A 15,942-nucleotide genomic window follows, 5' to 3' on the forward strand; every position below is an offset into this window, starting at 1 on the left:
TCTCGTATGGCGTTTCTTAGAGCTATTGAAGATTCTTCTTCAGTAGTCCGGTCGTAACTTTTTCACCGAAAAGATCTTCTTCATATTCTCTAACCAGTATAAAGTTGTATTTTTCATAGAAGCGACGTGCGGCATGATTATCGCTCGCGACTTCCACAAACAGCTCCTTATAATGATCAAAAATCTTTAATCCTTCTTCAATTAACTGTCCGCCGATATTTTGCCGCTGAAAACCTGGAATGACATAAATAGCCGCTAAATATAGTTCTGTTCCATTGATAAAGTTGGTGAATCCGACGACTTGCTTCTGTTCCTCAGCAATCAAAAACAGTGAACTATCGAGACGCTTTTCAAGACGTTCATCACTGTATGCAGCTGTCAGAAACTGCGCAATCGTACTTGCAGCGACGATGTTCTGATAAGTATCATGCCATGCCATTGTGGCGACACGACGAATCGCTGGAATATCTTCTAATGTTGCTCTTCTTATCTTTACCATTTTATACACCTCTCAATAAAAAAAGAAAAGACGGACGTCAGTCCGACTGTTCCGGTCATTGTTATAACTTGATTATACCCCAAAGTTATCAGAATAATAACTAAACTTTATTTAAACTGCAGTTTTTTCAGTAGCAGCTCTCCTAATGGAGTCGCCACCTTAATAAATAAGATATAGAAAATACGCTGTTCAACAGGTAAATGTCTAGCATAGACAAAGTGATACTCCAGATAAGGTCTTGAGCCACGCGCAAGCTTATAATCCTTAGCTCCTGCGCTATTATTCACCTTCATTTGCTGTTCTTTGGCATATTCGTATAACAGGCCACTTGTCATAAAGTATAATCCCTTATAAGACTGATCCATTCCAAAATAGGCAGGAAAAAGCATGTCTCCTTTCTGCTGAACAGCCATAAAAGAGACGATGCGTTCCCCTTCTCTCAAAATAAACCATTTAAGTGGCAGATTGTGATAAACGAACTTGAAAAAGTCAGCTGTAAAATGGGGATTATGTATAGAATACTTATCTAAATAGACTTGATTATAGAGTGGCAGCAGCTGCGCGAAATCATCTTCAGAAAATACATCACTGACTGAGAGACCGCTCTTCTCAAGTTTTTTCAGGTCTTTCTTTAAATCTTTGCGCTCATTTTTACTATGTGTTTCCGCTGGATCGAATATATATATCGCTCGGGAAATAAGTGGTTCGTAGCCCGATGCTTTCAGTATTTCTTTCAGATGATCTTCACTGATGGTACGAAATACAAGTGCATGCCGTGGGTAACGCCGCTTTAACTCTTCAGTCATCTGACTGATCTGTTCAAACTGTCCTTCCCTATAAAGCGTAGTCGACATAAATGATGGATAGATTGTCACTGTCTTCTCGCGTGTGCCCTTAAGTAATAACCTGCCCACACCGAGTAAAAGACTGGCTCCCTTTTTTATCACAGCAGGCATCTTCATCCGTTCTACTTCACTGAACATCTCTTCAATGTACTGACCTGTAAAAGAATGAATCCAGCTATCCTGATAACTACCTGACTTTACACTATAAGGGATAAGCTGACTGTTCAATATCATGACTTCCACTTTTGCATGTACATTGGTAATACCTCGTTCAATACCCTGCATTTTATAATGTAGATAATCCTTTTCTACAGGTGAGTCAATCACCTGATCAAATGGAATCGCTTCAAATCTCGTATAAAACATTAAATCCCTCATTTCACAGGCTGATCAGTTCATCATTCCATTCAATATCATATGTTGTAATGGTATTAACCGCTACCTTCTGACGTTTAGCAGATACCCACCACTGGGCACCGCTGATCAGTTGTTCAAAGAAAATCACTTTTTCATTCGGGTGCCAGAAAACATCTTTTCCATACTTCAATTTTTCAAATGTATCTCTCTTCGGTTTCTTCATCCAGTTGAATAATGATACAAAGATAAGCTGTCGTGTCTCATACGTCGGTGTGCAAGTTTCCAGGTTCCAGACAGCTGGCTGCATAAACAGTGCCCCGTTCGTTGCACGTGGATTGCATTCGATGAAATAGAAGTCACCTGTATGATTGCACTGGATAACATCAAATGCAATCTGATAAGACCAGTTGAGCCTACTGATGACCGCTTCAATGACAGATTGAAGCTCAGCATTCCGCTGCGACTGGAAATGAGTGGAACAGTTGTAGCTCTCGTGCGTATTAGATAAGTAAAGTGAAGTTGAAAGGGCCTTACCTTCGTAAGCCATAGAGTATGAGCACCATTCTGTCCCGTAGATAAGTGATTGAATCATAAATGGAAATCCTGCCTCATTCCCAAATTCAAGTGAATACCGTGATAATTTGCGAACGGATTGTCCAAAACGACCGAATGGCTGCTTGATGATATATTGTTCCGCGGGATACTTCGTTATAAAAGCTGTCAGTTCTTTCTTCGTGTATACATAGGCCGTATCAGGCACTTTGAAACCCATCTCACTGATCAGCTGTGTGAAGTTAAACTTATTGTGAACAGACAGCATCTTATCGATATCCTCTACCCATACAGGTGCGGCAAGCAGATGTTTACAGTAGGATAAATAAAATGATTCTTCGTTCAAAGGAAGAATATAATCAATATCGTGTTCATGAATAATCGCATTGATATCTGCAATATATTCCTGCGTTGAAAAGCGTGGTGATGTTGTGACAATGAATGCTTCAATAAACTTAGAGTTCTTGATGCTGACCTTCGTTGTTGAATCTGTCAGATAAACCTGATTACCTAATGCGACCTGCTGCTGAACGACTGCGTAAGAAATCGGAGCACGGGCACCTGTCATCAAAATACGTTTCATCTATCCGGATCCACCCTTCACTTCATAGTATCTTCTCTTTCACTATAGCAACGAGATGTAAAGATGCTGTAAATTTGCGCTAAAGAAAATGTAGTGAATTGTAAAGGACAAAAAAAGAAGAAGACCAGGTCTTCTTCTTATTTCATACGTTTCGCTTTAATTTTAGCTTCCTGTTCTTCCATACGACGCTTACGCTCTTCATTCCGTTTAGCAAGACGTGCTTCTTCTTCCGGATCGCGTTTTTGTGCAAGTCGTTTTTTGACTTTTTCCATCAATTCTTCTTCTGTATGAGCAGCACATGGACGATTGTTCACAAATGCGAATGTTTTCTTTCGTCCGGGACCACAGTAGGATTGACATGCGACTTCTACTTCAGCATCTGGATCGATTTTTTCGAGTTTAGGTAAAAGCGTTCGCAGGTTAACAGCCTGACAGTCATCACAGACTTGAAACTTATTGCGCATTGTTATTCACGTCCTCCATATTTTTTATCATTTTTTTATTGCGATCAATCATTCTATCAAAGTAATCATTATACAACGACCAAGTCTCATCTGTCATCTCTACCATTGATAATTCTGCATTCAGTGCCTTCATAGCAGCAAGTAATTTAAAAAGTGTTTCCTCAACAGTGAGTTCAAAACCGAGCAGTTCGCTTAGACTTGCCATATCATCCGGATGAATATCGGGATAAATGAATTTAGTTGATTCACCTTTCAGTGCCAGCTGATAAAACTCTCTCATCAACTGCGCTCGCTCGCTACCACTGCCTTCTACACAGAGATAGATCTGTACAGCTACGCCGCCTCGCACACGACGCTGTGAAATCCCGGCAAATTTCTTATTATCAATACTCAGATCATAGCTACCCGGACAATATGAATGTTCAATTTCCTTCGCTTCAATAACCACGCCGTAATCCTTGAACATCTCCCTGATCAGCTCATACATCAGTTCATAGCCACCATCTATAGAAAAAGACTGTCCTCCCCTAAAGATGAGAGAGATATTGAGGACTCCTCCATCGAGAACCACGCCGAGACCACCGGAATTACGGACGATGGCGCCATACCCCTGATCAATCAGATAATCAACACCTTCTTTCAAGTAAGGCAGCCTGCTGTCATGAATACCTAGAATAACGACATGCTGATGCACCCATGTTCGCACAACGCTATTCCAGTCCTGCTGTCCGACTAAATGACAGAAGGTGTCATCAAAACTGAAGGACTGCATAGGCTGCAGTCCTGTCGTGTGATCAATATATTGCCATTCGTCCTGAAACTTGGACATTAAAGCGTTTGAGCTGCTGTGATGATTGCTAAATCGTAAACATCGTCAGTTGAGCAGCCACGTGATAAGTCATTAACAGGTGCATTTAAACCTTGTAAGATAGGACCGATCGCATCGAATCCACCTAAACGCTGAGCAATCTTGTAACCGATGTTACCTGCTTCAAGACTAGGGAATACGAAAACATTAGCATCCCCTTGAATTGGAGACTCAGGTGCTTTTTTAGCAGCGACTGAAGGAACAAATGCAGCATCGAACTGGAACTCTCCGTCGATTACAACATTATCAAGACCTGCTTCAGCTTTTTTATCTTGAGCTAAACGAGTAGCCTCAGCTACTTTCTCTGTTTCAGGGGTTTTAGCTGAACCTTTTGTTGAGAAGCTCAGCATTGCCACTTTAGGATCCATACCGAAGCTTTGTGCTGTTTTAGCACTTTCAACAGCAATTTCAGCTAAATCAGATGCCTCTAATGTTGGATTGATAGCACAGTCTCCGAATACATACTGTTCATCATCACGTAACATGAAGAAGACGCCAGACGTTTTTGCGACACCTGGTTTCGTTTTAATGATTTGTAATGCAGGACGTACTGTATCAGCTGTTGAATGCGCAGCGCCTGACACAAGACCTGCTGCTTTTCCGGTATGAACAAGCATCGTACCAAAGTAGTTGCCATCGTTCATCATTTTTTCTGCCTGTTCTTCTGTTGCTTTACCTTTACGACGCTCAACGAATGAAGCGATAAGTTCTGAACGTAATTCGCTTGTCGCCGGGTCGATGATTTCAAGTCCAGCTACAGACACACCTGCTTTGTCAGCAGTTGCTTTTAATTCATCTGCATTTCCTAACACAACAGGGGTTACGTATGCTGTTTCATTCAGCTTAACTGCTGCTGCAAGAACACGCTCGTCATTCCCTTCAGGAAATACGATACGCACATTTTTACCTTCTAATTTTTCTTTTAATACGTCTAATAAATTAGCCATAATAGCCTCCTAGTATTGTTTCATACAATTTACATTCTTATTATAGAACATTTGTATAGAGAATTCACGTCATCAATTTGTAAAAGTATGAAGGCAGAATTTTCCGCTAATTATGTTATAGTGAAGAGGAATAAAAAATGAGGAGAGATACTATGATTGAAGCAGCAAAAACTTTAGACGGCTGGTATAGCTTACACTTATTCTATGCAATCGACTTTACAAGTCTTAAGTTAGTAGAAGCAGAAGACCGTGAACAGATGATTACAGAATTAAAAGAATATTTAACGAAGCTTGAAGCGAACCACGAAGCAAAAGAAGGTTCATATGCTTTTTATAATATTACAGGACAAAAAGCAGACCTCATGCTCTGGATGCTCCGCCCTGAAATGAAGCAATTAACAGCGCTGGAAACAGAATTTAATAAACTCTCAATCAGTGACTATCTGATTCCGACGTACTCTTACGTATCAGTAATCGAGCTCAGTAACTACCTGGCAGGCGATTCAGATGAAGATCCATACCAGAATCCTCATGTGCGCGCGCGTCTCTACCCTGAAATTCCACGTAATGAATATGTCTGTTTCTACCCGATGGATAAACGTCGTGAAGGCAATGATAACTGGTATATGCTTGAGATGGACCATCGTAAAGACTTAATGCGTTCACACGGTATGATTGGCCGTGGCTACGCAGGTAAAGTGAAACAGTTCATCACTGGATCAGTCGGTTTTGATGATCATGAGTGGGGTGTGACACTATTCGCTGATGATGTTCTTCAGTTCAAAAAATTAGTTTACGAAATGCGTTTTGATGAAGTATCAGCACGCTACGGCGAATTTGGTGAATTCTTCGTCGGCAACATTTTACAGCAGGAAGATTTATCGCCACTATTCGAAGTTTAAATCTAAGTATAAGAAGACCGGGAAATTCATCTGAATTTCCCGGTCTTCTTATATTTAAAGTCTATTTATAGCCTTTTTCCACTTCTTCAATCTGCTTGATAGTTGTAGTTACACCTCCACCTGAGAAGTACCATAAGTATGGATCAAGTTCTATAATTTTATTATTTTTAATTGCATTCACTTCTTTAATGACTTCGTTAGATAAAGCCTGCTTGCTTGAAGATTTACCACCTACTGCTACGCCTCTATCCATCGCATAAATAATATCAGGATTTGTTTTATTGAAGTATTCATAGTTCACTACTTGACCATGACCTTCTGCTTTAATATTTTTATCCGCTTCTTTAACGCCGAGTACATCATGGATAAATCCAAATCGGCCGCCTTTACCAAACACTGATAATTCACCTTCATTTGCTAATACGAAAAGACCTTTATCATCTGAGTCTGCTGTCATTTTTTTCACTTCAGCAACTTTATCATCTAAGTCTTTAATGAGCTTTGTTGTTTCCTGTTCTTTATCGAACATCTTCCCTAAGTTTTCTGTATTCGCTTTTACACTATCAATATAAGCTGTATCATTTGTGCCCATATAGACGATTTTCGCGTCAGGTGCTGCTTTTTTCATTTCATCCATCACTTTTGCTGTTGCCTGACGTCCTGAAATCAGAATAACTTCGGGATTCAGTTCTGCTAACTTCTCAAAGTTAGGTTCTTTCAATGAACCGAGGTTTGCATATTTATCGTCTTTAAAATCTGACAGAAATTCAGGGACTGAGCGATTGCCTTCACCTTTAGGAAGACCTACTACATGATCAGATAATCCCAGCTCCTTCATAGTTGTGAGTGTACCATAATCAAAGACAGCCACTTTTTCTGAGTTCTTTGGCACAGTTACTTTTTCCGATACTTCCTTCGCATCGCTGCCATCTTCTTTTTCGCCCATCATCTTAAATTCATTTGTAATCTCGACAGTGCTGTCACCTGCTGCTTTTTCTTCTGTTGATTCTGATGTTTCCTGTTTAGTTCCACATGCTGCTAAAATTAAAACAAATGTAAAAGTAAGTAATAACAATGCGTATTTCTTCATGGTAATCTCCTTATTTTGTATTTTTCCCCGAATTAGTTCTGCCCGTAAAAATCTGAATATGCATTCCCCGGCACCACTCCTCTCAATGTTTTATTTTTAAATCAGCTGCGCTTCTCTCACGAAGTCGTCAACAGTTTTCTCATCATCGAAATAGACACAGATCTGCTGACCAAATATACATTCAATATTAATATCCATGTCATATACTTTTTTGAGTGCTTCCGGCGTGATAACACTATCCTTCGGCCCGTCCAGCAGAATCTCTCCGTCCTTCATCGCCACAATATAATCTGCATAACAAGAAGCAAAGTTAATATCATGAATGACAATGACAATGGTCTTCTGCTTTTCGCGCACTAGCCGGCGAAGCAGCTGCATCATCTGAACAGAATGCTTCATATCCAGATTGTTCAATGGTTCATCCAGAAAAATGTAGTCTGTATCCTGAGCGAGTGTCATGGCGATAAAAGCACGCTGTCTCTGCCCACCTGATAGCTCATCCAGATAGGTATCCTGCAGACTGGTGAGTCCCATATAATCAAGTGACTCATCAATAATCCCTATATCTTCCTGCGTTAATCGTCCTTTTGAGTATGGGAATCGTCCGAAATTGACTAAATCTCTGACAGACAATTTAAGATTTGTATGGTTACTTTGTTTGAGCACCGCTAATTGCCGTGCAACTTGATCGCTTTTTAGCTTAGTAATTTCCGTGCCATTCAGCTCGACCGTTCCTTTTGTTACATCGATAAGCCGCGTGGCTGCATTGAGCAGTGTACTTTTACCTGCACCATTGGGCCCAATGATAGCGGTAATAGCCCCTTTTTTGATTTCTGTTGAGACATTATTGATAATGTGTTTTTTTCCGATATCGATGCTTAATTGATTGATTTTAATCATGTGCACCCTCCTTAAATAGCAAGTAAATAAAATAGAGACCGCCGACAAAGTTAATCATAATCGTAATTTCAGTTGTGCCATCAAAGATATATTGCGTCATCATCTGACCGATAACGAGTGTAATCACTGAAATCAGTATCGTACTCACGATTAATAAACGATGTTCATAAGTACGAATGAACTGATAAGTGATATTACAGACGATAATGCCGAGAAATGTAATAGGTCCTACTAGTGCTGTCGAGATGCTGACGAGTACAGCTATAATCAGCAGCATCATCCGCGTCAGCTTATCGATATCCAGTCCAAGGTTAAGAGAATGGATTTTCCCGAGGCTCAGTACGTCGAGTTCTGCACTCTTGCGATATATTATCAATAACAGTATGCCAATCAGCAGTGCTGAGAGAACCAACAGTTTGTCATTCACAGTATTAAAGCTTGCAAACATCTTGTCCTGAAGCATTAAAAAATCGTCCGGATTCATCACCATATGCATAAAGCTCGACAGACTCTGGAAACATGTTCCCATGACCAGACCGAACAATAAGATAAAATAGACCGATGTATTTTTCCGGAAAACCAGCTTGAACAGTCCAAGTGTAAAGATAATCATGAGCAGAACAGAAAGAAAGAAGTTAACATAAGTGTTCATCAGCAGTGAACTGACTGCTCCAAATAAAAAGATAATGACCGTCTGTAGAAACAAGTAGACCGCATCAAGACCGATCACTGACGGTGTAAGCAGATGATTCTCAGTCAGCGTCTGAAATATCAGTGATGAAACTCCGATTGCTGCACCAACCAGCACAATCGCTGCTATTTTGCGCAGACGTGCAGGCAGCACATACCCTAGTGCATTCATGTTGAGTTGAATCAGAATATAAAGACCGATTAAAATCACCGCAACAAGCAATAAGGTCCATACCTTCTTAGATTTTGGTGACATAATCAGCTCTCCTTTTCAAAAGCAGCCACATGAATAATACGCTGCCGATAATACCTAGTGTCAGACCAATCGGAATCTCATAAGGAAAAATAATGATACGACTGAAAATATCAGCTACCATCACGAGAATGGCTCCAAGCAGTGCTGTAAAAGGCAACGTCTTCTGCAAGTGATCTCCGACAAAGAGATAGACGATATTAGGTACGACTAAGCCGAGAAACGGGAGTACACCGACAGTAACCACCACTGTTGCCGATACAATCGCACTGATGACTACCCCGATATTCATGATTTTGTCATACGATATCCCCAGATTCCGGCTAAACGATTCGCCCATTCCGACAATAGTGAAATGATGCGCAAAAAAGTAAATGACAATAACCATCGGAATAATGATGAAAAGAGCCTCATATCGACCTGAAGTAATCATTGAAAAGTCACCCACAAAAAAATTACCGATACTTTGCATAGCATTAAAACGGAGCGCCATAAAAGTTGCAAAACTGGATACGATGTTACCGAGCATTAAACCAACCAGTGGAATAAATATTGCATCCTTATACTTAATACGATTAACAATAAACATAAATGCCAGCGTTCCAATGACGGCCGCCGTAATAGCAAAAATAAGCTTAATAAGTATAGGCGTATCAGCGAAGAAAATCATCGCTACTAATATTCCTAGTTTGGCAAAATCCATCGTACCTGCAGTGGTAGGCGAGACGAACTTATTTCTCGTCAACTGCTGCATCAGCAGACCTGCTACACTAAGTGCAGTGCCCGCTAAAATAATAGAGATGGTTCTAGGCAGACGACTATTGATGAGTATATTTTTTTCGTTGGCTGTCAGGTTAAGCAGATGTTTAGGTGCAAGATCAACAACTCCGATAAAGATGGAGAAAACAGACAGCCCAACGAGTAACAGAACTAAATAACGCAATTTCATAACAAGAACTCCTCTTTAATTGATAACCATTATCAATTACAATCATAACAAAGTTTTTATCCAGTTCAACCCTTTTCATAAAACTTTCTGTATTTATTTCTAAAACAAGTGATGACTTCTTATTTAAAAGTGTTTTTTTATGTATGCGTATTCAAAAAGAGTATTTAACTCCCCTTTTTCATGCTATATTTAGGATGAAAGATTTATAAAAGGGGGTATCATCATGAGTCAACAAGAGTCACTTAAGAAATCTATCGGTCTGTTAACGGCGATTACTATCGTTATCGGTACCATTATCGGTTCGGGTGTCTTTGTAAAACCATCAGTCGTTCTCGGTCATGCGGGTTCCAGTAACATGGCAATCTGGGCCTGGGTTGTCGGAGGGATTTTAACATTGGCAGCCGGCCTTACTATCGCAGAAGTCGGCGCACAAATTCCAAAGACGGGTGGATTATATGCCTATATTCGTGATATTTATGGTCAGTTCTGGGGTTTTTTAACCGGCTGGGTACAAACTGTCATCTATGGTCCCGCCATCATCGCTTCTCTCACATTATTTTTCGGTATTTTAGTTTCTAATTTTTTTGGCTTAAATGAGAGTCTCGGTGTATGGATCGGTCTGGCATCTCTGACTTTCCTGGTCGTACTGAATATATTAGGGACTGGGCTCGGAGGGGCGATGCAGAATATCACGACAATTGCCAAGCTCATTCCCGTCTTCGCAATCATCATTTTCGGTTTATTATGGGGAAAGGCCGATATCTTCAATCAGGATGTGACACATTTAATTAAAGAAGACGGACAAGTCAATTTCGGTCGCGCTGTACTCGCTACTTTATTTGCCTATGACGGCTGGATTATGCTGACGAACTTAACAGGTGAAATGAAAAACGCAAAACGTAACCTGCCACTCGCTATGTTAATCGGTTTATCTGTTGTCACATTAGCCTATGTTTTTATCAATATTGCCGTTTTTCATGTGATTCCAGCTACCGAACTCATCGGTATGGGTAATACAAGTTCGGCTCAAGCTGCCGCTCTGCTGTTCGGTCCAATCGGCGCGAAGTTTGTCAATATCGGTGTTATTATCTCGATTTTCGGTTGTCTGAACGGGAAAATCATGACATTCCCACGTGTGCCATTTGCAATGGCTGATGACCACATGCTACCTTTTTCAAAAATCATCGGCTATGTCAGTCCTAAAACAAATACACCAGTCGGCGCACTGAGCATCGTCTATATTCTAGGCGTACTGCTTGTGTTATTAACACTCGCTATTCCTAAAGTAGTCAATGCCGATTATTTATCAGAGATTTGTATCTTTGTCATCTATGTCTTTTATATCATGGCCTTTATTGGATTATTCCTTCTGCGGAAGCGTATTAAAGGACCGCGTGCTTATTCAGTTCCACTTTATCCTATCGTTCCAATTGTTGCGATTTTAGGTGGTCTGTTCATCATCGTCAGTACGCTTCAAAGTGATTTCCTAGGCGCGCTCTATTCCCTTATTATTGTGGCAGTCGGTATTCCATTCTACTTCATGCTTAAAAAGCATGTTTAACACTCATTAGAACAGGATATAATTAAGAAAACTAATTATTCTTGAAAGGAAGAATTCACTATGAAACGTTTTATCCAATTATTAATCAAATTAAGTCCAATTATTTTACCGATTTTACAACGTCAACTGAACAAACGTAACAATTCAAGCAACAACAATAAATAAAAAATAGACACCCTATAGGGTGTCTATTTTTTATGCTTTCCATGCTGCGAGTATGAGCAGGAACCAGCTCGCTATAAAGAGTACGCCACCAATCGGTGTAATAGCACCGAGTACTTTAATCTGTGTTACAGCGAGAATATACAGTGATCCACTGAATAGCACTATTCCTGCTGTCATCAGCCAGCCGGCCGTATTGAGATTAAGCGATGTCGTACCGTTTAAAATGCCGATTAATATTAAACCGAGAGCGTGATACATCTGATACATTGTTGCTTTATTCCAGATATCCAGATATTTCGGTGTCAACTTACCTTCCAGCCCGTGGGCACCGAAAGCACCGAGGGCTACTGCTAACATTGCATTCAGTGCACCGATAATTAAAAACGTCTTCATATTTTCCTCCTAAAAATCAAATAATGATTTGCCATTTCCAAGACCATCATCTGTTTCTGCTTTAATCGATTTGAGCGGTTGTCCACCCATCAATTTTAGCTCTGCAGGCGAAATCTCTTCTTTATGAGCTTTTATACCAGGGTTTTCATTTTGATACGTATGACAACTACCCAATGAAGCCAGCGTCTGTATTGCATACATGTGCTTACTAAATTCATTATCTTCTGATGTACGTGCTTTTTCAAGTTCCGTCATGATCTGATTAATGATCTGAGCTTTCATTCATTACAACCTCCTTGCACCAGTTAATCGGTTCAATATGATGTGCCTTTAAATAGTCATTAGTTTTACTATAAGGTTTTGAACCAAAGAAACCTCTGAATGCACTAAGCGGACTTGGATGTACACTTTTAATAATATGATGTTTTGCCGTGTCAATCAACGGTATTTTAGACTGCGCCGGCTTACCCCACAATATAAATACAACATTTTCCCGGTAATCTGAAACAGCTTGAATAATTTCATTTGTAAAGGTCTCCCAGCCAATTCCTTTATGAGAATTGGCCTGTCCTTTTTCTACAGTCATAACAGTGTTAAGAAGAAGGACTCCTTCCTCCGCCCAGCCTGTCAGCTCACCAGTATGACGTTCACAGCCCACATCATCTACCAGTTCCTTATACATATTCCGTAAAGATGGCGGTATTTTAGTACCATTTTTTACGGAAAAGGCCATCCCATGTGCCTGATCCGGGCCATGATAAGGATCCTGTCCTAGAATGACAACCTTCACTTGATCAAAAGGCGTATATTTAAAGGCGTTATAAATATTGTCCCGTGCCGGATAAATTTCTTTAGTTGCATAAGCATTCTCCAGAAAATCATCCATAGCTGAGAAATCATGCTTTTCTTTAATTTCTTTAAAAATGGTCTCCCACTTCATTCTCCTCACCTCACTCTGAATTGTAGCATAAAATGTAAGCATTTTATTTTGTCATACCCGCTTTCATGCTATGATAATAATAATCAGAAAAAAGAATGGGGTATGTAAAATGTCACTTAAAAAAACACTTACAATTGCAGGTTCTGATACAAGTGCCGGCGCTGGTATGCAGGCCGACTTAAAAACATTTCAAGAACTGAATACTTATGGTATGGTCGCACTGACAGCGGTGGTTACTATGAATCCTGAATCATGGAGTCATGATGTAACGCCTTTACCAATTGAGTTACTGGATAAACAGATTCAAACCGCTCTATCTATCGGACCCGACGCTATTAAAACGGGTATGCTCGGAACTGAAGAAATCATCGGTCGTGCAGCACAGGCTTTTAAAGATTCAGACGCAGAATTCTTCGTTGTGGATCCCGTTATGGTTTGTAAAGGCGAAGATGAAGTCTTAAACCCAGGTAATACTGATGCTATGATTAAAGAATTATTACCGCTGGCGACAGTTGTTACTCCTAATCTATTCGAAGCGGGTCAGCTTTCTGGTCTCGGTAAACTGACATCAGTCGATCAAATGAAGGAGGCAGCACGTATCATTCATGAGCGTGGTGCTCAGCATGTCGTCATAAAAGGCGGCAAAGCGCTGGAAGGTGCAGAAGCACTCGACCTATACTTTGACGGTACGACTTATACTCTTCTGACGACTGACAAGTTCCAGTCATCTTATAATCATGGTGCAGGTTGTACATTTGCAGCAGCTACTACAGCTCACTTAGCTAATGGCTTATCACCTCGCGAAGCAGTGATTAACGCTAAAGCCTTTGTAGCATCTGCAATTAAGCACGGCTGGAAAATGAATGAATTTGTAGGACCTGTTCAACATGGCGCTTACAACAAAGTCGAAAAAATCGACGTTCAGACTAAAGAAGTGTAAAATGACTACAAAGAAGAGTGGACCATATGGTGCACTCTTCTTTGTAAATAAAATATCTATAATTCGTGCATATATTTTAGTAAACTAATAGAAGGACACTATTAAGGAGTAATTTCAATGGAATTAATTAATGAGCAAGCTGTACAACAGCTTCTTAATGACTTTGCGGATGAACCTGTCTATTTACATGTCGAAACGACGAATGGTGCTTATGCTTCTCATTTTGACGAAAAGGTATTCAATGCAGGAACATTTTTACGCAATATTAAAGTCACTTATATTCAAGGTAAGATTACAGGCGGTAAGAAAGATCCTTACCGTGTTGGTCTCAAACTTGAAGGTGGCTGGGTATACGTTCAAGGACTCACGCATTACGAAATCGCTGAAGATGGTGCTTTTCTGATGGCTGGACATAATTATGACGGTCAACTAGCTGCCGCTCTGGAAATCAGCAGAACACCATTTCATATATAAGAGGTGCACGAACATGACAGAATCACAAGTATTAGTTGTATTTCCCCATCCCGATGATGAAGCATTCGGTGTTTCAGGCACACTTGCACAGTTTACAGATGCAGGCGTTCCTGTCACTTATGCATGTCTGACACTTGGACAGATGGGTCGCAATCTAGGCAACCCTCCCTTTGCCACACGCGAATCACTGCCGTTCATTCGTGAAAAAGAACTGGAACGTGCAGCAGAAGCAATCGGAATCAAAGATTTACGTAAAATGGGATATCGTGATAAAACGCTTGAATTTGAGAAAACAGAAGACTTAGCTAATATGGTCGGTGCATTAATTGATGAACTGAAACCTTCACTGATCATTTCATTCTATCCCGGCTATGCCGTCCATCCGGACCACGAAGCAACGGCAGATGCAGTCGTAGAAGCTGTTCGCCGCTTACCTGACGAAGACCGACCTAAACTGCATCTTGTCGCATTCAGCCACGACACATTAGATGAATTAGGCGCACCTGACGTAGTAGTCGATATTACAGGTTACGAAGAAAGAAAAATGAAGGTACTGGAAGCTCATGCTTCACAGACAGGTCCCATGCTCGCAAGTCTTGCTGCAGATTCACAACAGGCGGAAGCAGCACATGATATGTGGATGAAGACAGAAAGTTTCTACAGCTACCCTTTATAAAGAATTTAGGAGACTAGTAAATGAATGAATATAATTTAAATACCCGAGAAGGCCGTTGGAGACATTTCGGCTCCGTTGATCCTATCAAAGGCACTAAACCTACAGAAAAAGAGCTGATGACAGACTTACAAAGCTCTAAAAAAGATTTTTTATTTGAAATTGATCATGTCGGCATTAAAAATTTAACTTATCCGGTACGCATCGGTGATTTTCAGACAGTCGGTAACTTCAGCCTGTCTACTCACCTGGCTAAAGATGAAAAAGGCATCAATATGAGTCGTATACTTGAATCAGTGGAATCGCATTATGACAATGGACTGACGCTTGATTTTGATACACTTAAAAAAGTACTGATCACTTTGCAGACAGCGATGAAACAAAAAAATGCCTCTGTCGAAGTAGAGGGCATCTGGTTCTTCAATCGCTATAGTCCGATTACAAACTTAAAAGCTGTCGGTCATGCTGATACAACATTTGCGATGATGGTTGCCGATGAAGAAATCATCAGTCAATCAGTGACGATTAAGGCGCAAGTCACAACACTTTGTCCATGTTCAAAGGAAATCAGTGAATACTCCGCACACAATCAGCGTGGTGTTATTACTGTCAAAGCCTACCTTGAACATTCATTGCCTACTGATTATAAGGAGCAGATCCTTGAAGCGATGGAAATCAACGCATCAAGTATGCTCTATCCGATTTTGAAACGCACTGATGAAAAATCAGTGACAGAACGTGCCTATGAAAATCCACGTTTTGTTGAAGATTTACTTCGCTTAATTGCAGCTGATTTAGTTGAAATTCCTTTCATCAAAGGATTTGAAATCGAATGTCGAAATGAAGAATCTATTCACCAGCACGATGCATTTGCACGCCTCAAATACAGTAAATAAG

19 protein-coding genes are annotated in these 15,942 nt (G+C 40.3%); 6 read left to right on the forward strand and 13 right to left on the reverse strand.

Going from position 1 to position 15,942, the window contains the following annotated elements; all coding sequences use genetic code 11:
* Positions 1–22: 22 nt before the first annotated feature.
* From ERX37_RS09930 to pta, 6 genes are all read right to left on the reverse strand, one after another.
* Complete coding sequence (locus tag ERX37_RS09930; protein ID WP_133430527.1) at positions 23–499, reverse strand: GNAT family N-acetyltransferase; 477 nt, start codon at positions 497–499, stop codon at positions 23–25.
* Between the two features lie 107 nt (positions 500–606).
* Positions 607–1,710 carry a GNAT family N-acetyltransferase gene (locus ERX37_RS09935; RefSeq protein ID WP_165982039.1) on the reverse strand — a complete coding sequence of 368 codons (1,104 nt, stop codon included), beginning with the start codon at positions 1,708–1,710 and terminating at the stop codon, positions 607–609.
* A gap of 13 nt (positions 1,711–1,723) precedes the next feature.
* On the reverse strand, positions 1,724–2,836 hold the full coding sequence (locus ERX37_RS09940) for an ATP-grasp domain-containing protein (protein WP_133430529.1): 1,113 nt from the start codon (positions 2,834–2,836) through the stop codon (positions 1,724–1,726).
* 137 nt (positions 2,837–2,973) lie between these two features.
* Positions 2,974–3,300 carry a YuzB family protein gene (locus ERX37_RS09945; protein ID WP_133430530.1) on the reverse strand — a complete coding sequence of 109 codons (327 nt, stop codon included), beginning with the start codon at positions 3,298–3,300 and terminating at the stop codon, positions 2,974–2,976.
* Positions 3,290–4,129 carry a lipoate--protein ligase family protein gene (locus ERX37_RS09950; protein WP_188352368.1) on the reverse strand — a complete coding sequence of 280 codons (840 nt, stop codon included), beginning with the start codon at positions 4,127–4,129 and terminating at the stop codon, positions 3,290–3,292. Before ERX37_RS09950 ends, ERX37_RS09945 begins: the two co-directional genes overlap by 11 nt.
* Positions 4,129–5,115 carry a phosphate acetyltransferase gene (gene pta, locus ERX37_RS09955; RefSeq protein WP_133430531.1) on the reverse strand — a complete coding sequence of 329 codons (987 nt, stop codon included), beginning with the start codon at positions 5,113–5,115 and terminating at the stop codon, positions 4,129–4,131. Before pta ends, ERX37_RS09950 begins: the two co-directional genes overlap by 1 nt.
* 152 nt (positions 5,116–5,267) lie before the next feature.
* Here pta and hemQ point away from each other — a divergent pair, with 152 nt between their 5' ends.
* The gene (gene hemQ, locus ERX37_RS09960; protein WP_133430532.1) at positions 5,268–6,017 is read left to right on the forward strand and encodes a hydrogen peroxide-dependent heme synthase; all 750 of its coding nucleotides are present in this window, start codon (positions 5,268–5,270) and stop codon (positions 6,015–6,017) included.
* 61 nt (positions 6,018–6,078) lie between these two features.
* On the opposite strand, the gene ERX37_RS09965 is transcribed toward hemQ, so the two are convergent.
* The 4 genes from ERX37_RS09965 to ERX37_RS09980 form a co-directional block, all read right to left on the reverse strand.
* A complete protein-coding gene (locus ERX37_RS09965) occupies positions 6,079–7,107 on the reverse strand; it encodes a ferrated catecholamine ABC transporter substrate-binding lipoprotein SstD (RefSeq protein WP_133430533.1) in 1,029 nt (342 codons plus the stop codon).
* A 96-nt stretch (positions 7,108–7,203) separates the two neighbouring features.
* On the reverse strand, positions 7,204–8,007 hold the full coding sequence (locus ERX37_RS09970; protein ID WP_133430534.1) for an iron ABC transporter ATP-binding protein: 804 nt from the start codon (positions 8,005–8,007) through the stop codon (positions 7,204–7,206).
* Complete coding sequence (locus tag ERX37_RS09975) at positions 8,000–8,953, reverse strand: iron chelate uptake ABC transporter family permease subunit (protein WP_133430535.1); 954 nt, start codon at positions 8,951–8,953, stop codon at positions 8,000–8,002. Before ERX37_RS09975 ends, ERX37_RS09970 begins: the two co-directional genes overlap by 8 nt.
* Positions 8,937–9,899 (reverse strand): ABC transporter permease, encoded by a 963-nt coding sequence (locus ERX37_RS09980; RefSeq protein WP_133430536.1) that lies wholly within the window; start codon positions 9,897–9,899, stop codon positions 8,937–8,939. Before ERX37_RS09980 ends, ERX37_RS09975 begins: the two co-directional genes overlap by 17 nt.
* A gap of 223 nt (positions 9,900–10,122) precedes the next feature.
* Here ERX37_RS09980 and ERX37_RS09985 point away from each other — a divergent pair, with 223 nt between their 5' ends.
* On the forward strand, positions 10,123–11,460 hold the full coding sequence (locus ERX37_RS09985) for an APC family permease (protein ID WP_133430537.1): 1,338 nt from the start codon (positions 10,123–10,125) through the stop codon (positions 11,458–11,460).
* Positions 11,461–11,655: 195 nt separating this feature from the next.
* Here ERX37_RS09985 and ERX37_RS09990 read toward each other — a convergent pair whose 3' ends face one another.
* From ERX37_RS09990 to ERX37_RS10000, 3 genes are read right to left on the reverse strand one after another with little or no spacing between them, the layout of a single operon-like run.
* On the reverse strand, positions 11,656–12,018 hold the full coding sequence (locus tag ERX37_RS09990) for a DUF423 domain-containing protein (RefSeq protein WP_133430538.1): 363 nt from the start codon (positions 12,016–12,018) through the stop codon (positions 11,656–11,658).
* Positions 12,019–12,027: 9 nt separating this feature from the next.
* Positions 12,028–12,300 (reverse strand): DUF5327 family protein, encoded by a 273-nt coding sequence (locus ERX37_RS09995; RefSeq protein ID WP_133430539.1) that lies wholly within the window; start codon positions 12,298–12,300, stop codon positions 12,028–12,030.
* The gene (locus tag ERX37_RS10000) at positions 12,281–12,958 is read right to left on the reverse strand and encodes a uracil-DNA glycosylase (protein ID WP_133430540.1); all 678 of its coding nucleotides are present in this window, start codon (positions 12,956–12,958) and stop codon (positions 12,281–12,283) included. Before ERX37_RS10000 ends, ERX37_RS09995 begins: the two co-directional genes overlap by 20 nt.
* 109 nt (positions 12,959–13,067) lie before the next feature.
* On the opposite strand from ERX37_RS10000, the gene thiD reads away from it, so the two are divergent.
* The 4 genes from thiD to folE2 all read left to right on the forward strand — a co-directional run bounded on the left by thiD (position 13,068) and on the right by folE2 (position 15,941).
* Complete coding sequence (thiD, locus tag ERX37_RS10005; RefSeq protein ID WP_133430541.1) at positions 13,068–13,898, forward strand: bifunctional hydroxymethylpyrimidine kinase/phosphomethylpyrimidine kinase; 831 nt, start codon at positions 13,068–13,070, stop codon at positions 13,896–13,898.
* A gap of 117 nt (positions 13,899–14,015) precedes the next feature.
* Positions 14,016–14,372 carry a YojF family protein gene (locus ERX37_RS10010; RefSeq protein WP_133430542.1) on the forward strand — a complete coding sequence of 119 codons (357 nt, stop codon included), beginning with the start codon at positions 14,016–14,018 and terminating at the stop codon, positions 14,370–14,372.
* Between the two features lie 13 nt (positions 14,373–14,385).
* Positions 14,386–15,048, forward strand: a complete 663-nt coding sequence (bshB2, locus tag ERX37_RS10015; protein ID WP_133430543.1) for a bacillithiol biosynthesis deacetylase BshB2 — start codon at positions 14,386–14,388, stop codon at positions 15,046–15,048.
* A 20-nt stretch (positions 15,049–15,068) separates the two neighbouring features.
* On the forward strand, positions 15,069–15,941 hold the full coding sequence (gene folE2 / locus ERX37_RS10020; protein ID WP_133430544.1) for a GTP cyclohydrolase FolE2: 873 nt from the start codon (positions 15,069–15,071) through the stop codon (positions 15,939–15,941).
* Position 15,942: the final 1 nt, after the last annotated feature.

The sequence above is a fragment of the Macrococcus hajekii genome, assembly GCF_004359505.1.
Taxonomy (GTDB): domain Bacteria; phylum Bacillota; class Bacilli; order Staphylococcales; family Staphylococcaceae; genus Macrococcus; species Macrococcus hajekii.

Coding starts and splice junctions, on each gene's coding strand:
- ERX37_RS10010 (WP_133430542.1), top strand. CDS start 14,016: ATGGAATTAATTAATGAGCAAGCTGTACAACAGCTTCTTAATGACTTT.
- ERX37_RS09980 (WP_133430536.1), bottom strand. CDS start 9,899: ATGAAATTGCGTTATTTAGTTCTGTTACTCGTTGGGCTGTCTGTTTTC.
- hemQ (WP_133430532.1), top strand. CDS start 5,268: ATGATTGAAGCAGCAAAAACTTTAGACGGCTGGTATAGCTTACACTTA.
- ERX37_RS09990 (WP_133430538.1), bottom strand. CDS start 12,018: ATGAAGACGTTTTTAATTATCGGTGCACTGAATGCAATGTTAGCAGTA.
- ERX37_RS09970 (WP_133430534.1), bottom strand. CDS start 8,007: ATGATTAAAATCAATCAATTAAGCATCGATATCGGAAAAAAACACATT.
- thiD (WP_133430541.1), top strand. CDS start 13,068: ATGTCACTTAAAAAAACACTTACAATTGCAGGTTCTGATACAAGTGCC.
- ERX37_RS09995 (WP_133430539.1), bottom strand. CDS start 12,300: ATGAAAGCTCAGATCATTAATCAGATCATGACGGAACTTGAAAAAGCA.
- ERX37_RS09965 (WP_133430533.1), bottom strand. CDS start 7,107: ATGAAGAAATACGCATTGTTATTACTTACTTTTACATTTGTTTTAATT.
- pta (WP_133430531.1), bottom strand. CDS start 5,115: ATGGCTAATTTATTAGACGTATTAAAAGAAAAATTAGAAGGTAAAAAT.
- ERX37_RS09940 (WP_133430529.1), bottom strand. CDS start 2,836: ATGAAACGTATTTTGATGACAGGTGCCCGTGCTCCGATTTCTTACGCA.
- ERX37_RS09975 (WP_133430535.1), bottom strand. CDS start 8,953: ATGTCACCAAAATCTAAGAAGGTATGGACCTTATTGCTTGTTGCGGTG.
- folE2 (WP_133430544.1), top strand. CDS start 15,069: ATGAATGAATATAATTTAAATACCCGAGAAGGCCGTTGGAGACATTTC.
- ERX37_RS09985 (WP_133430537.1), top strand. CDS start 10,123: ATGAGTCAACAAGAGTCACTTAAGAAATCTATCGGTCTGTTAACGGCG.
- ERX37_RS09930 (WP_133430527.1), bottom strand. CDS start 499: ATGGTAAAGATAAGAAGAGCAACATTAGAAGATATTCCAGCGATTCGT.
- bshB2 (WP_133430543.1), top strand. CDS start 14,386: ATGACAGAATCACAAGTATTAGTTGTATTTCCCCATCCCGATGATGAA.
- ERX37_RS09945 (WP_133430530.1), bottom strand. CDS start 3,300: ATGCGCAATAAGTTTCAAGTCTGTGATGACTGTCAGGCTGTTAACCTG.
- ERX37_RS09935 (WP_165982039.1), bottom strand. CDS start 1,710: ATGTTTTATACGAGATTTGAAGCGATTCCATTTGATCAGGTGATTGAC.
- ERX37_RS10000 (WP_133430540.1), bottom strand. CDS start 12,958: ATGAAGTGGGAGACCATTTTTAAAGAAATTAAAGAAAAGCATGATTTC.
- ERX37_RS09950 (WP_188352368.1), bottom strand. CDS start 4,129: ATGTCCAAGTTTCAGGACGAATGGCAATATATTGATCACACGACAGGA.